This window comes from Burkholderia sp. R-40, from assembly GCF_049942845.1.
Classification (GTDB): Bacteria; Pseudomonadota; Gammaproteobacteria; order Burkholderiales; family Burkholderiaceae; genus Burkholderia; species Burkholderia ambifaria.
The window spans coordinates 2309244-2323221 of record NZ_CP187968.1 but is presented as its reverse complement, the minus strand read 5'-3'; the positions used below and the strand labels follow the sequence as shown (position 1 = coordinate 2323221).

14 protein-coding genes are annotated in these 13978 nt (G+C 70.5%); 4 read left to right on the top strand and 10 right to left on the bottom strand.

The window, feature by feature from the left end:
• Positions 1-26: 26 nt before the first annotated feature.
• On the bottom strand, positions 27-1583 hold the full coding sequence (locus ACP26O_RS26805) for an MFS transporter (protein ID WP_175662995.1): 1557 nt from the start codon (positions 1581-1583) through the stop codon (positions 27-29).
• A gap of 100 nt (positions 1584-1683) precedes the next feature.
• Here ACP26O_RS26805 and ACP26O_RS26800 point away from each other — a divergent pair, with 100 nt between their 5' ends.
• Both ACP26O_RS26800 and ACP26O_RS26795 read left to right on the top strand, forming a co-directional pair.
• Positions 1684-2562, top strand: a complete 879-nt coding sequence (locus ACP26O_RS26800) for a LysR family transcriptional regulator (protein WP_175662996.1) — start codon at positions 1684-1686, stop codon at positions 2560-2562.
• A 139-nt stretch (positions 2563-2701) separates the two neighbouring features.
• On the top strand, positions 2702-3691 hold the full coding sequence (locus ACP26O_RS26795) for an ABC transporter substrate-binding protein (RefSeq protein ID WP_175662997.1): 990 nt from the start codon (positions 2702-2704) through the stop codon (positions 3689-3691).
• 16 nt (positions 3692-3707) lie between these two features.
• Here ACP26O_RS26795 and ACP26O_RS26790 read toward each other — a convergent pair whose 3' ends face one another.
• Complete coding sequence (locus tag ACP26O_RS26790) at positions 3708-4082, bottom strand: phage protein NinX family protein (RefSeq protein WP_175662998.1); 375 nt, start codon at positions 4080-4082, stop codon at positions 3708-3710.
• A gap of 291 nt (positions 4083-4373) precedes the next feature.
• Here ACP26O_RS26790 and ACP26O_RS26785 point away from each other — a divergent pair, with 291 nt between their 5' ends.
• Together ACP26O_RS26785 and ACP26O_RS26780 are read left to right on the top strand one after the other, a co-directional pair.
• Positions 4374-5450, top strand: a complete 1077-nt coding sequence (locus ACP26O_RS26785) for a glycosyltransferase family 2 protein (RefSeq protein WP_175662999.1) — start codon at positions 4374-4376, stop codon at positions 5448-5450.
• Positions 5451-5465: 15 nt separating this feature from the next.
• Positions 5466-6731 (top strand): glycosyltransferase family 87 protein, encoded by a 1266-nt coding sequence (locus ACP26O_RS26780; protein WP_175663000.1) that lies wholly within the window; start codon positions 5466-5468, stop codon positions 6729-6731.
• Here ACP26O_RS26780 and ACP26O_RS26775 read toward each other — a convergent pair.
• Genes ACP26O_RS26775 through ACP26O_RS26740 form a run of 8 tightly spaced genes read right to left on the bottom strand, consistent with a single transcriptional unit; the run spans position 6695 to position 13965 of the window.
• Positions 6695-7735, bottom strand: a complete 1041-nt coding sequence (locus ACP26O_RS26775; protein WP_175663001.1) for a TadG family pilus assembly protein — start codon at positions 7733-7735, stop codon at positions 6695-6697. The genes ACP26O_RS26780 and ACP26O_RS26775 overlap by 37 nt on opposite strands.
• Positions 7728-8156 (bottom strand): TadE/TadG family type IV pilus assembly protein, encoded by a 429-nt coding sequence (locus ACP26O_RS26770; RefSeq protein ID WP_006755604.1) that lies wholly within the window; start codon positions 8154-8156, stop codon positions 7728-7730. Before ACP26O_RS26770 ends, ACP26O_RS26775 begins: the two co-directional genes overlap by 8 nt.
• Positions 8153-9010, bottom strand: a complete 858-nt coding sequence (locus tag ACP26O_RS26765) for a tetratricopeptide repeat protein (RefSeq protein ID WP_175663002.1) — start codon at positions 9008-9010, stop codon at positions 8153-8155. The genes ACP26O_RS26770 and ACP26O_RS26765 overlap by 4 nt, the downstream gene beginning before the upstream one ends.
• On the bottom strand, positions 9007-9951 hold the full coding sequence (locus ACP26O_RS26760) for a type II secretion system F family protein (protein ID WP_105831472.1): 945 nt from the start codon (positions 9949-9951) through the stop codon (positions 9007-9009). Before ACP26O_RS26760 ends, ACP26O_RS26765 begins: the two co-directional genes overlap by 4 nt.
• Positions 9948-10925, bottom strand: coding sequence for a type II secretion system F family protein (locus ACP26O_RS26755; protein WP_126225151.1), 978 nt, complete (start codon positions 10923-10925; stop codon positions 9948-9950). The genes ACP26O_RS26760 and ACP26O_RS26755 overlap by 4 nt, the downstream gene beginning before the upstream one ends.
• Positions 10922-12340: a CpaF family protein gene (locus ACP26O_RS26750; RefSeq protein ID WP_165752842.1), complete on the bottom strand. Its 1419-nt coding sequence runs from the start codon at positions 12338-12340 to the stop codon at positions 10922-10924. Before ACP26O_RS26750 ends, ACP26O_RS26755 begins: the two co-directional genes overlap by 4 nt.
• Complete coding sequence (locus ACP26O_RS26745) at positions 12337-13560, bottom strand: AAA family ATPase (RefSeq protein ID WP_175663003.1); 1224 nt, start codon at positions 13558-13560, stop codon at positions 12337-12339. The genes ACP26O_RS26750 and ACP26O_RS26745 overlap by 4 nt, the downstream gene beginning before the upstream one ends.
• Before the next feature lie 21 nt (positions 13561-13581).
• A complete protein-coding gene (locus ACP26O_RS26740) occupies positions 13582-13965 on the bottom strand; it encodes a CpaD family pilus assembly lipoprotein (RefSeq protein ID WP_006755785.1) in 384 nt (127 codons plus the stop codon).
• Positions 13966-13978: the final 13 nt, after the last annotated feature.

Below are 13978 nucleotides of genomic sequence, written 5' to 3'. Positions count from 1 at the left end.
CGGTGTCGCCAGCACCACCACCCACCTCACGCATCACGCATCGGTTGCGCAAGCAACTTGTACGCAACGACAGCGGCGACGAGCGCGAGCACACCGCTCACCGTCAGCGCGGTAGCGAATCCGCTCGCGAAGGCTACGGGCGCCGCTTCCGCGAGCGTGCGCGCGGCCGACGGCGGCACGTGCGCGAGCGCCTGCGCGAGATCGCCGGCCAGCAGGCTCGACATGAACGGCGCATCGACGAATGCCCGCACGCCCGGTGCGGCCGACAGCAGCCGGTCGAGCTGCGCGTGCGTACTGGCGGCCAGCACCGCGCCGAGCACGCCGACGGCCGTCACGATCGCCGAGAAGCGGGTCGTCGTGCTGATGCCCGACGCCATCCCGGTGCGGTTCGGCGGCACGCACGCCATGATCGCCTTCTGCGTGTCGCCGTTCATGATGCCGGCGCCGCAGCCCGTCACGAACATGCCGAGCGCGACGAGCCGGTAGTCGCCGCTGGCCGTCAGCACCGCGGTCGCGAGATTGCCCGCGCCGATCAGTGCGAGCCCGCCCGCCAGCACGCCGCCAGGCGACACGCGCGCGGCGAGCATGCCGCCCAGCGACGGCCCGCCGATCATCGCGACCGCGAACGGCAGCATCCCGAGCCCCGCGTCGATCGCCGACATCCCGAACGCGTTCTGCAGGTACAGCGGCAGAAACGTCATCATCACCTGCGCGCACGCCGCATAGCCGAACATCGCGAGCACGGCGCCGACGAAGCGCGGCTGGCGAAACAGCGCGAGATCGATCATCGGCCGCGCCTGCCAGCGCTCCGCGCCGACGAACGCGGCCAGCAGCGCGGCGGCGAGCGCGAACCGGCCGAGCGTCTCGCCCGACAGCCAGCCGTGCGACGGCGCATCGATCAGCGCGGCGATCGCGCACGCGAGCGCCGCGCCGAACAGCACGCTGCCGGCGGCGTCCACCCGTTTCGCGTGCGGATCGCGCGACTCGTCGATCGCGACGCGCGCGCCGGCCGCGAGCAGCGCACACACCGGCAGGTTCAGCAGGAATACCCAGCGCCAGCCGATCCACTGCGTGATCGCGCCGCCGACGAGCGGCGCGACAGCCGTCGCGATCCCCATGCACATCCCCCAGATCGCCCACGCGCGGGCCCGTTCGCGCCCGTCCGGAAAGCGGTTCGCGATCACCGCGAGCGCGGCCGTCAGCAGCAGCGCGGCCCCGCCGCCCTTCACCGCGCGCGCGGCGATCAGCCAGCCGGCCGACGGCGCGAGCCCGCAACCGAGCGACGCGAGCGAAAAGAGCGCGAGCCCCGCGCCGAGCATGCGCTTGCGCCCGAAGCGGTCCGCGAGCCCGCCGGCCGGCAGCAGGCACGCGGCGAACGCGGTCATGTAGGCGCTCACGACCCATTCGATGTCGGCGAAGCTCGCATGGAAGCCGCGCGCGATGCTCGGCAGCGACACCGCGACGACGTTCGTGTCGAGCACGATCAGCGAGCACGTCGCCGACGCGACCGCGAGCGTCGCGGCGGCCGGCAGGCGGGGGCTCGCGGGCGCGGCGGCGCGCGAGGCGGAGGAAGGCTGGGACATCGACAGATCCGGAGCAAGAGGAACGAGTCGTATGCTAGGCTGGGCTCGTATTGCCTGTCATTGATACGTCCATGCAGTTTTATTGACGAAAATTGCAATCATGAATCCGCTCGAATTCCGTCATGTGCGCGCGTTCCTTAGCGTCGCGCAGCATCTGCATTTCGCCCGCGCGGCCGACGCGCTCGACATGGCGCCGCCCGCGCTCACGCGGCAGATCCAGGAGGCCGAGCGGCTGCTCGGCGTGCGGCTGTTCCAGCGCTCGCGCCGCGCGGTCACGCTGACGGCGGCAGGCGTTGCGTTTCTCGCCGAGGCGAGCGCCGCGCTCGAGCATCTTCAGCGCGGCCGCGAACTCGCGATGCTGGCCGAGCGCGGCGAACTCGGTCGCATCGAAATCGGCTATGTGTCGTCGGCCGTCTATTCGGGCGCGCTGCAGCGCACGGTCGGCGCGTTTCGCGCTGCGCACCCTCGCATCGACCTGAACCTGCGGGAAGTGCCGATGGACGACGTCGCGAAGCAGCTCGACTCGGGCCGGCTCGATCTCGCATACGTGCGCCCGCCATTGCCGCTGCCGGGCGGGCTGCGGATCGTCACGCTGCAGCGCGACGTGTTCGTCGCGGCCGTGCCGGCCGATTCACGCTACGCGTCGATGCCCACAGTGCGCGCCGCCGATCTCGCCGACGCACGCTTCGCGGTGCCCGAGCAGGAGCGCGGCACGCTCGAAGTCGCCCGCCGCGGCCGCTTCGCGCCGGTGATCGCCGCGCGGCCGGGCGGCTTGCTCGCGGTGCTCGCGTGCGTGTCGGTCAACGGCTGGGTCGCGGTGATTCCGGACGCGCTCGCCGGCTGCGTATCGTTGCCGGGCGTCGTGTACCGGCCGATCGCCGGCAAGCCGATCACGTCCGAACTCGCGCTCGCGCACCGGCGCTTCGAGAAGGCGCCCGCCGTACGCGCGTTCCTGCGCACCGTCCCCGCGGCAGCCTAGCGCCGTATCTTCCCCCGCCGCCATTTCCTCGTCGCACGAATAAGCATTGCGCGATTCGATGTTTGCCGGCGCGAAACCGATTCCGTAATCTGCCCGGCAGCCGCGCGGCCCGCGCGCGGATCACCGAGGACCGCCATCGATGACTTCGCCCTCCGCCCCTGCCCGCCGCCGCGCGTTGCTGCGTGTGGCCGCTCTCGCCGCCGCACCGCTTGCGGGCGCCGCCGCATTGCCCGCCCGCGCGGCCGGCCCGGACCTGTCGAACGTCACGCTGGTGCTCGGCGATCAGGCCGGCGGCCTGCGCGCGCTGGCCGAGGCCGCGCGCGTGCTCGACGGCGTGCCGTACCGGTTTCGCTGGGCGAATTTCCAGGGCGCCGCGCCACTGTTCGAAGCGCAGCGCGCGGGCGCGATCGATCTCGCGCCGGCCGGCGACCTGCCCGTGCTGACGGCCGCGCTCGGCGATCCGGCGCTGCGGATCGTCGCGACGCGCGTGGGCTCGCCCACGTCGCTCGGCATCGTCGTGCAGCCCGATTCGCCGGTGCGCACGGTCGCCGACCTGAAGGGGCGCACCGTCGTCGTGTCGTCGGCGCGCGGCAGCATCTCGCAATACCAGTTGTACGGCGCGCTGCGCGAACACGGCCTCGCACCGGGCGACGTCGACGTGCGCTTCGTGCTGCCGGTCGACGCGTTCGCCGCATTCGAGGCGAAGCAGATCGGCATCTGGGCGACCTTCGATCCTTACTACGGCAACGTGGTGCGGCGCGGCGCGCGTATCGTGCGCGACGGCAGCGGGATCAATTCGGGGCTGGCGTTCCTCACGTCGCCGGTCGACACGCTCGACGATCGATCGAAGCGCGCGGCGCTGTCGGACGTGCTTGCGCGGCTCACCCGTGCCGGCCAATGGGCGCTCGCGCATCCGGCCGACTACGCGAGCGTCTACGCATCGCTCACGCGCCTGCCGCGCGATGCGGCCGCCGATATCGCCCGCCGGGCGGCGCTCGCGCAGCGCGGCGTCACCGGTGCGGACATCGACGTGCTGCAACGTGTCGCCGATCGCGCGGCTGCGGACGCGATCCTGCCGAAGCGCGTCGACGTCGCGTCGATCGCGGTGCGCAACCTGTCGGCCGCGTAACCGGTTGCGCGCACACTCAGCGCGGCGTCGACATGTCGAGATCGGGCACGTCGTCGCCGAACGTCGACGCAACCAGCGTGCGCATCGCGGCGATCAGCAGCGTCGGCCCCGACTGATTGAACGTGCAGCGCTCGCCCGCCGCCGGCACCGCCCGATGCAGCACCGCGCGCCATGCGCCGTGCCCGCCGTCGCGTTCGAACACGCCGAACGGCAAACGCTCGACGAGCGGGCCGCCGTCCGCCCATGAAGCCGACGGCGCGTACGGCACCGGCGTGCCGCCCGGCTCGCGAATGATCGTGCAGCCGCCGGCGTCGACGCGCGGCGCGCCGAGGTTTTCCGCCATCGCCACCCAGAAATCAAGCGGCGCACCTGTCAGATCGTGAACTTGCACCGCGCGCTCCTTCGGCATTGAAAACGCCATCCTAGCGCCGTCGCGCACGGTCCGCCGCCGGGGGCCACCCGGTGTTTCCCCGGCAAGCCCTTCGCCACGCCGTGCAAATCCGCCGATACGTGTTACGAATCGGCGATTCCCTGCATACAATGGACACAACACCTACGTCCGGTCCGCGGTGGACAAGCAGGCCGGAACCGACGTCGCGCCGAACCGGGCCACGCCCGTTCGGCAGAAAACAACCGGAATCACACGGTGCAGCGCAGGCCGGATCTCTCGGGAGCCCGCAGGATGTCCACGCAAGCCAGGAAGCCGCTGATCTCACTCGTCGTGCCATTTCATGACGAAGAGGAAACGATCGACGCGTTCTTTGCCGAAACGCTGCCCATTCTGGAGTCGGTCGCCGCGGTCCGCTTCGAGCTCGTCTGCATCAACGACGGCAGCCGCGATCGCACGCTCGACCGGCTGCTCGCGATCGCCGCCGGCGATGCGCGCGTGCACGTCGTGGATCTCACGCGCCGCTTCGGCAAGGAAGCGGCGCTCACCGCGGGCCTCGACGAGGCGGCCGGCGCCGCGGTGATCCTGATCGACGCCGACCTGCAGGACCCGCCCGCGCTGATTCCCGCGATGATCGAACGCTGGCGCGGCGGCGCCGAGGTCGTCGCCGCGAAACGCACCGACCGGCTGTGCGATCCCTACCTGCAGCGCGCGGCGGCGGCGCTCTACTATCGCGTGCACAACGCGCTGTCCGAGGTGGAGATGCCGGAAAACGTCGGCGATTTCCGCCTGATGGATCGCGAGGTCGTCGATGCGCTGCGCGCGCTGCCGGAGCGGCGACGGTTCATGAAGGGGCTGTTCGCGTGGGTCGGCTTTCGCACCGCGATCATCGAATACACGCGGGCGCCGCGCAGCGGCGGCCGCTCGAAGTTCTCCGGGTGGCGGCGCTGGAATTTCGCGCTCGAGGGCATCACGAGCTTCAGCACGGTGCCGCTGCGCGTGTGGACCTACGTCGGCATCACGTTCGCGATGCTGTCGCTCGTGTACGGCGCGTTCATCGTCGTACGCACGCTGTTCTTCGGCAATCCGGTGCACGGCTACCCATCGCTGATTTCGGTCGTGCTGTTCGTCGGCGGCATCCAGCTGATCGGCATCGGCGTGATCGGCGAATACCTCGGCCGGATCTATCACGAGTCCAAGCAGCGCCCAGTCTATCTCGTCAGGCGGCGCTACCGGGCCGAGCGCGACGCCGCCGCGCAGCCCGCATCGAAGCTGCTGCAGTTCCCGCTCAAGCGCACGCACGCGACCCGCCGCCGGACGACGATACCGGCCGCCGCCGGCCCCGCCGCCCGCAAGGCGTCGTTCAAGTAAACCGGGCCGCGGCAATTGGACATTTCCAGCCAATCGCTACGCTCGGCGCCGCGCGCAGTCGGCGAATGGCTCACGCCGCGGCGCCTCGTCCTGTACAGCGCAATGATGCTGGTGTTCTACGCGCTGTTCATCGCGGTCTGGACGACCGTCGTGCGCCACGGCGGCGCCGTGGGGCGCCCCGGCGCCGACTTCTCGGTGTTCTGGTCCGCGTCCTACGTGATGCTGCACGGTACGCCGGCGCAGGCGTACGATTTCTCGTCATTCTCGCGGCTGACGGCCGAGCTGTTCACCCACTTTCGTCGTGACAGCTTCGCACCGTGGCTGTACCCGCCTACTTATCTGCTGCTCGTGACGCCGCTGGCGCTGCTGCCCTTTGCGCTCGGCTATCCGCTGTTCGTCGCGTTCGGCGTCGTCGTGCTCGGCCTCGCTGCGTCGCGCGTATCCGGCCTCGGCTCGATGGCCGCCGCAGGGCGCGCCGCGACGCTCGCACTGGCCGCCGCACCGTGCGTGTTCGTCACCGCGACGCTCGGGCAGAACGCGTTTCTGACCGCATCCTGCGCGGCGCTGGCCGTCCATTGGGCCGCCCGGCGGCCGATGTGGGCCGGCCTCTGCATCGGCCTGCTGTCGGTCAAGCCGCAGATGGCGTTGCTGTTCCCGTTCGTGCTGATCGCGGCGCGCGCGTGGCGCACGATCGCATGGGCCGCGCTCGCCACGGGCACGTTCGTCGCGTTGAGCATCCTGGTCTGCGGGGTCGACTCGCTGCGCCTGTTCGTCGCCAGCACGGGGCTCGCGCGCTTGATCGTCCTTGAACACGGTGTCGTGTTCTGGCTCGTGTCGCCGACGCCGTTCGCGACTTTCCGCCTCGCGGGCGTGCCGCCCGCCGCCGCCTATGCCGCACATGCGTGTATCGCCGTGATTGCAATCGCGGCCGCCTGCGTCGCATGGGCATGGTCACGCGATACCCGCGTGCGCGCGGCCGTGCTGACGGTCGCAACGCTGGCTGCCAACCCGTACGTATGGCACTACGAACTTGCGTGGTTCACGGTCGCGATCGCGTGCATGCTGGCGATCGGCTGGCGCGACGGCTGGCTGCGCGGCGAACAGACGGCAATCGCGCTGCTGTGGGCGCTGCCGATCTTCGAATACCTGAACCCGTGGCTCGAGTGGCCGCAGATCGGCCCGGTAGTGACCCTCTTCGCGCTGCTCGTGCTGCTGCGGCGCGCGCGGCACGACGCTCACGACGCTCACAACGCGAGCCGCGGCGGCACGTACACGCCGTAGTACGGCCCGACGCCGGTCGCGACGCCCGTGAGCTTCACGCCGGCGACGAAGTGGCCCTGGATGTACTTGTTCGAGCCGCCAAACGACGCGTCGATATGGAACGCCGCGAACGCGACGATCGGCACGTAGGTGCTGCTCGACGTCTGCGTGACGACCGGCAGCACGACCGTCGCGCCGACCGGCACCGACGTGTAGAGCGTCGCCTTCACGCCGGTCGCGAGGTAGATGCTGTCGCCGATATTGAGCGTCGTCGGGTTGCCGGTCACCATCAGGCCGCCCATCGTCGTCGTGTCGGTGGCGGTCGACTGGAACGACGTCCATTGCCCGCCCATGCACAGCGCGCCATAGGTCTGGCCGTTGGTGATCGAGAACTGGAACGGCAGGCCCGTCAGCGGATCGATCAGCGGCTGGTTGGTCGCCGCATTCCAGTACTGGTTGTACACGCACTGATCGATGGCGATCGGAAACAGGCCGCCCGCCGCCACCCCGCCGGGCGCGGCGAGCACCGCGATCGCGGTCGCACTGCCGGATGTGCCGGGCACGCCCAGCAGCCCGCCGAGCAGCAATGGAATCGAGCCGCCGTTGATGCCCGGCGCGCGCGATACCGTGACCTGCACCGCCGGCACGTCGTACGCGCCGGGCGTGATGGCGGTCGGCTGCATCGTCGCCGGGTTGCGCGTCACGTTCCAGTAGCCGGTCGTCACCGTGCCCGTCGCCAGCGCCGCGCCCGCCGCCGAATTCCGCGCGATCACGCCGTTCGCCGCCGGCGCGGCCTGCGACCAGTTCAGCGGGCCGCCGGTCGGCGACATCATCGCATCGGCCGCCGCGAGCGCGGCCGCGTCGGCGGCGTTCTGAAGCTGGTTGCGCACCGTGGCGACCCACGCGATGTCGATCGCCAGCGCGCCGAACGACAGCAGCGGAATCAGGAACATCAGGAAGAACAGCGCGACGGAGCCTCGCTCGGACGCGCGGCCGGTGCAGCGCGTGTCGGCTGCGTCATTCATAGAGCATCACCGAGCTGGCCGAGATCGTAATCGGGCCGGTCAGCACGCTCAACGCCGTACCCAGCACCAGCCCGGAATACGTGTAGGTCACCGTCACCGTCAGCGCGGTGCCCGCCGTCGTGCCGTTCGCCTGCGTCACGGCCACGGTCGGCACCGTCCCGGTGCCGCCGCTGACCAGGCTGTTCTGCGTGTAGCTCAACGCGACGTTGGCGATCTGCGTCGGGGTCAGCATCGGCACGCGCAGCACGACGCCGGCCCGCGCGGCTTCGCGGCTCGCGTTCGTGATGACGGCCTTGTCGCACAGCAGCAGGCTCACGTCGATGATGCCGATCAGCACCATCAACAGGAACGGCAGCATCAGCGCGAACTCGAGGGATACGACGCCGCGCGCGTGGCGCGCGCCCCTCGCCCCGCGTGTCATTTTGCGGTCCCCGCAGCGGGAGGCACGACGCTCCGCTCGAGCGCCGCGCCCGTCAACGGCCGCGCGGCGGCGGCCGCCGGGCGCGCCGCGAGCTGCGCGCGGACCGCCTGGTAGAAGCGCAGGTTGTCGGCCACCGCCGACGCAGGCAGGTCCGCGGACAGCAGCTTCTTCGCCGAATCCGTGTTGCCGAGCACGCCGTACGCGAACGCGAGGTTCTGGCGCGCCTGCCACGGCGCGTCGGGCAAGCCGGCCACGTCGAGCAGCACGTTCACGCCTTCGCGCGGCCGGTTGCTCAGCACGAGCGACAGCCCGAGGTCGATGCGCAGCCCCTGCGCGTCCGGATGCGCGTTGAGCGCGTCGCGATACACGGCTTGCGCGTCGGCATGGCGGCCCTGCAGGTCGAGCACCGTGCCGAGCCCTTGCGCGGCGAGCGGCAGGTTCGGCTGCGCGGCCAGCAGGTCGCGGTAGCGCTGCGCGGCCTCGTCGAGCCGGCGCTGCCGCAACGCGACGCGCGCAAGCCCGAGCTGCGGCCCGAGATCCGCCGGCGCCTGTTGCCGTGCCTGCTCATAGAGAATCCGCGCACGCTCCAGATCGCCGGCCCGGTAGTTGACGTCGCCGAGCCCCAGCTGCGCCGCGAGCGAATCGGGATGCCGCGCGAGCACCTTGCCGTACAGCGTCGACGCGAGCTCGACGTTGCCGCCGGAGAGCGCGCTGTCGGCAATGCGCAATTCGGCTTGCGGGTCGTCGCTCTTTTGCGACAGCGCCGGTCTCGTCTGGATGCCCGGCGCGCAGCCGCCGGCCAGCACGGGCAGCACGGCCGCGAACGCCAGCGCGCGGATGACGGATCGTGTCATTTGAATACCTCGATCAGGCGGATCGCCGCCGGGCCCGCCGCGATCAGGCCGACCGTCGGCAGGATGAACAGCATCATCGGCACGGTGATCTTCGGCGCGAGCTTCGCGGCCTTTTCCTCGAGCGCGACGACCTGCTCGGTGCGCTCGCTGCGCGACAGCGTGCGCAGCGCCTGCGTGATCGGCGTGCCGAATCGCTGCGATTGCGTGAGCGTCGTGGCGAGCGAGCGCGCCGACGAAAAATTGACGCGCAGCGCGAAATGCGCGAGCGCCTCGGAGACGTTGCCGCTCAGCGTCAGCTCGTCCGCGCACACCGTCAGCTCGTCGGCGAGCGGCGGGCAGATGCGCTGGAGTTCGCGGGCGACGCGCCGCACGCCCGATGCGAGACTGTTGCCGGCCATCGTGCAGATCACGAGCAGGTCGAGCGCATCGGGAAAGCACGCGGCGATGATGCGCCGGCGCCGCCGGATCATCGCGCCGAGCACGTACTCGGGCACGATCACGCCGATCACGAACGCACCGACCATCGCCACCGCACGGATCACGAAGAATTCGCCGAGACGCGGAATGTACGGGCTGAACACGATCGCGAAGCCCGCGAACAGCACGCCGCAGCTCAGCTTGATGCCGATCATCGCCGACACCGCGCGGCGCTCGCGAAAGCCGGCGCGCGTGAGCTGCAGCCCGAGCTTCACGCGCTGCATCGGGTCGAGCACCGGCAGCCGCTCGCCGAGCTGCGCGAGCCGCCGCGTCAGGTCCTGGCGCACCTCGCCCGGCTGCAGCCGCCCCGCCGCCAGCGACAGCGAGCGCTGTCCGGCCGCCTGCTGCACGCGCGCGGCGATGCGCCGGCGCGTGCCGCCGCCGGGCGTCGCGAGCGCCGCGGCAACGCACGCGATCAACAACAGCAGTTCGAGGCCGCGGGCGGCCAGCATCGACATCGTCATCGCGCGGTGTCCAGTTTCGAGATCTTGTTGATCGTCAGCAGTCCGATCGTCAGCAGCACGGCGGCGATCGTCAGCATCACGTGTCCCGCGTGCGTGTCGAACAGCAGCATCACGTACGAGCGGTTCACGAGGAACAGCGCGCCGATCATCACGAACGGCACGGCCGAAATGATCTTCGTCGTGATCCGCCCTTCGGCGGTCAACGCGCGCGTCTTCAGGCGGATGTCGCGGCGCGTGCGGATGATGCTCGACAATTCGTCGAGCGTTTCGCCGAGGCTGCCGCCGGTCTCGCGCTGCAACAGCAGGTAGACGGTGAAGAACGAGAAGTCCGCGATCATCAGCCGGTCCGACGCCTGCGTCAGCACGTCCTTCAGATCCACGCCGACGCGCAGGCTGTCGCCCATCGTGCGGAACGTCGAGCGCACCGGCTCCGCCGCGCTGTCACCGACCGTGCTGATCGCCTGCGTGACCGGGATGCCCGCGCGCACCGCGCGCACGATCAGGTCGATCGCGTCGGGGAACGCTTCGAGAAAGCGCAGCCGGAAACGCTCGACCAGCGCGCGATAGCTGGTGCGCATCGCCAGCAGCGGCAACCCGACGTAGATCAGCGGATGCAGGATGCTCGGCAGCGCGACGAGCTTCATCGCGACGATCGCCGCGATCTCGCCGACGATCGCGCTGGCGATGACGATCCGCATCCCGCGCTCGCCGCCGACCGCGCGCACGCGCGTCACGTAGCGCTGCAGCCACGCACGCACGCGGCCCTGCCGGCGCGGCAGGTTGAACAGCGCGACGCCGGGCGTGGCGTTGGCACCGGCCTCGCGGCCCGCCAGCGACGGCGCGAGGCGCCGCATCCGCTCGCGAATGCGCTGCTCCGGCCCCTGCCGCGCGCGATCGAGCAGCGCGGACAGCATGAGGCCGATCACGAGGATCACGACGAATGCGCCGAGCGCGAACAGGTCGGCGGGCCTCATTGCCGGAATACCTCGGAGAGCGCGTCCTCCATGCCGTAGTACGCGGCACGCGGGGCGAACGCGGGGCGCAGCGACGACGCCTCGAACACCCCTTTCACCACGTCGCGCGTCGTGTCGCTTTCCTGGCGGAACGTGAACAGGTCCTGCGTGATCACGACCTCGCCTTCCATCCCGACGATCTCGGTGATCCGCGTCACGCGGCGCACGCCGTCGCGCATCCGCTCGATCTGCACGAACAGGTGCACGGCGCTCGCGATCTGGCGCCGGATCGACAGCAGCTGCAGATTGGCGTTCGCCATCATCACCATGCTTTCGAGCCGACTGATCGCATCGCGCGGCGTGTTCGCGTGGATCGTCGTCATCGAGCCGTCGTGGCCCGTATTCATCGCCTGCAGCACGTCGAATGCCTCCGCGCCGCGGATTTCGCCGAGGATGATGCGATCGGGCCGCATCCGCAGCGCATTGCGCACGAGGTCGCGCTGCGAGATTCCGCCGAGCCCCTCGGTATTCTCCGGCCGCGTCTCGAGGCTCACGACATGCGGCTGCAGCAGTTGCAGCTCGGCCGCATCCTCGATCGTCACGATCCGCTCGTGCTCCTCGATGTGCTGCGACAGCGCGTTCAGCAGCGTGGTCTTGCCGGAGCCGGTGCCGCCCGAGATCACGATGTTCAGCCGGCACGCGCACGCGATCTTCAGCACCTGCAGCATCCCGTGCGAGATGTTGCCCTGATGTGCCATCCGCGCGAGCGTGATGTCGCGCTTCGCGAACTTGCGGATCGAGATCGACGCGCCGCGCATCGCGATCGGCGGCAGCACCACGTTCACGCGGCTGCCGTCGGCAAGGCGCGCGTCGACCATCGGGCTGCTCTCGTCGACGCGGCGGCCGACTGCCGCCGCGATCCGCTGCGCGACGCTCGTCACGTGCGCGTTGTCGCGAAACTTCAGCGCCGTGAGTTCAAGCCGACCCGCGCGCTCGACGTACACCTGGTCGGGGCCGTTCACGAGGATGTCGGACACGGTGTCGTCGGCGAGCAGCGGCTCGATCGGCCCGACGCCGAACATGTCGTTCAGGATCGCGTCGACGATCAGCACCTGCTCGCCCGCCGTGATCTTCAGGCGCTCGCGCTCGACGGTGTGCGCGGCCACCTGCTCGATGCCCGCGCGCACTTCGTCGCGCGTCTTCATCAACGCAGCCGACATGTTCATCGACGAGAACACCGCGGTGCGGATCGCATCGAACTTGCCGGAGCGGATCAGCGACTCCTGCGTGTCGGCCGCCGCGGCCCCGCGCAGCGGCGGCGGCGCGTGGCTCGCGATCGGTGCCGGCGCCGGCGCGGGCGCGTCGTCGCGCGGCGCGGCCGGGGATACTGCCGGCGCAGGCTCCGGCGTCGACCGTTTGCGGGTACCGAACGTCACGATCCTTTCCTCCACTTGACGAAGCGCGCGTACCACGGCTCGGCGACGGCCATCGATTCGCCGGTGATGCCGTTCGCGAGCCGCCGGATTTCGTCCAGGAAGCCACGACGCTTCCCGCCTTCGATCGGCTCGCCGAGGTTCTCGGCGACCGCGAGCGGCTGCGGCTCGTGCGGCAGCTCGCGCAGCTTCACGCCGCCGAACGCGTCCTCGAAATCGGTCTGCGCGACGCGCCCCTTGACCGGCTCGAGCGGATTGTTCAGCACCATCGACAGCAGCCGCTCGCCGGGCAGCTCCTTCACGAAGCGCGCGAGCCGCGCGGCTTCGTATGCGGCATGCACCGAGCGGTCGGCGACGATATAGACGAGATCGGACGCCGCCAATGCGTCCTCGAACAGTTTGCCGGCGCGGTTGCCCACGTCGAACAGCACGTAATGGAAGCGGTCCTTCAGCATGTCGACGAGCTGCGCGATCGCATCGTCGCGCAGCGGCGCGTCCTCGCCGTACGCCAGCTCGGCCGACAGCACGTGCAGGCGGTCGCCCTTCGTGACGAACATGCGGTCGAACAGCGCGTCGTCGGGGCGCTGCTCCATGTTCAGCAATTCGATCAGCCCGTTGTTGCTCGACAGCCCGAGCATCGAGTTCGCGCCACCGCCATGAAGGTTCAGGTCGGCATACGCGACACGGCGGCGCTTCTCGCCCGCCAGGCAGCGCGCGAGGCTCACCGCGACCGTCGTCGCGCCGACGCCGCCGCGCGCGCCGACGAAGCTGACGATCTTGCCGGTACGCGCGTGCACGATCGATTCCGTCGCGGTCAGCGCGCGCCGCATCAGCTCGACGGTCAGCGGCTTCACGATGTAGTCCTGCACGCCGATGCCGAGCAGGTTGCGGAACAGCCCGACGTCGTTCTGCGTGCCGATCGCGACGACCCGCACGGACGGATCGCACATCTCGGCGAGCCGCATCAGGTCGGACACCGGCAGCACCGAATCCGACACGTCGACGATCAGCTGGCGCGGCGAACGCTCGTGCTGCTGCAGCAGGCGGATCGCGTCGTCGCAATTGCCCGCCTGCACGTGGGCGCGCGTGATCGACAGATCCTGCGCGACGCGGCGGATCACGTCTTCGCTGCCCGCGTCCGACACGACCGCGATGAGATCCGCCGCCCCGGCGGAGGCGGCGCGCTTGGCGTTCTGGCGATCGAGGACGTTCATGGTCGGCATCGCGATGTCATCCGGAGCGGGTCAATGGCCGGGCGAGCCGGTCGTCGTCAGCGTCTTGCCGGGGGTCGGCTGCTTCACGCGATCCTCGACGTAGCGGCGCACCGCGTCGGCCGCGACTTGCGCGTCCGCGCCGCCGTACGGCACGGGCGCGACGAGGTCTTCCGGCCGCGCGAGCATCGTCGCGAGATTCGTGTAGGTTGCGCAGCCGAACGGCACGCCGGGCCGCCCGAAGCCCGCGTCGACGAGATGCGACGGCTGCATCAGCGCCGCGCAGTCGGGCGGCACCGCGCGCACGCCGTCGAAGCCGATCGCGCGGGCATCCGGCAGGTTGATCGGCGGCGGCGCCGACAGGCAGCCTGCAAGCGCGGGCGCCAGCAGAGCGAAAACGATGGTTCGAACCCGCATGCGCGCTCCTCCG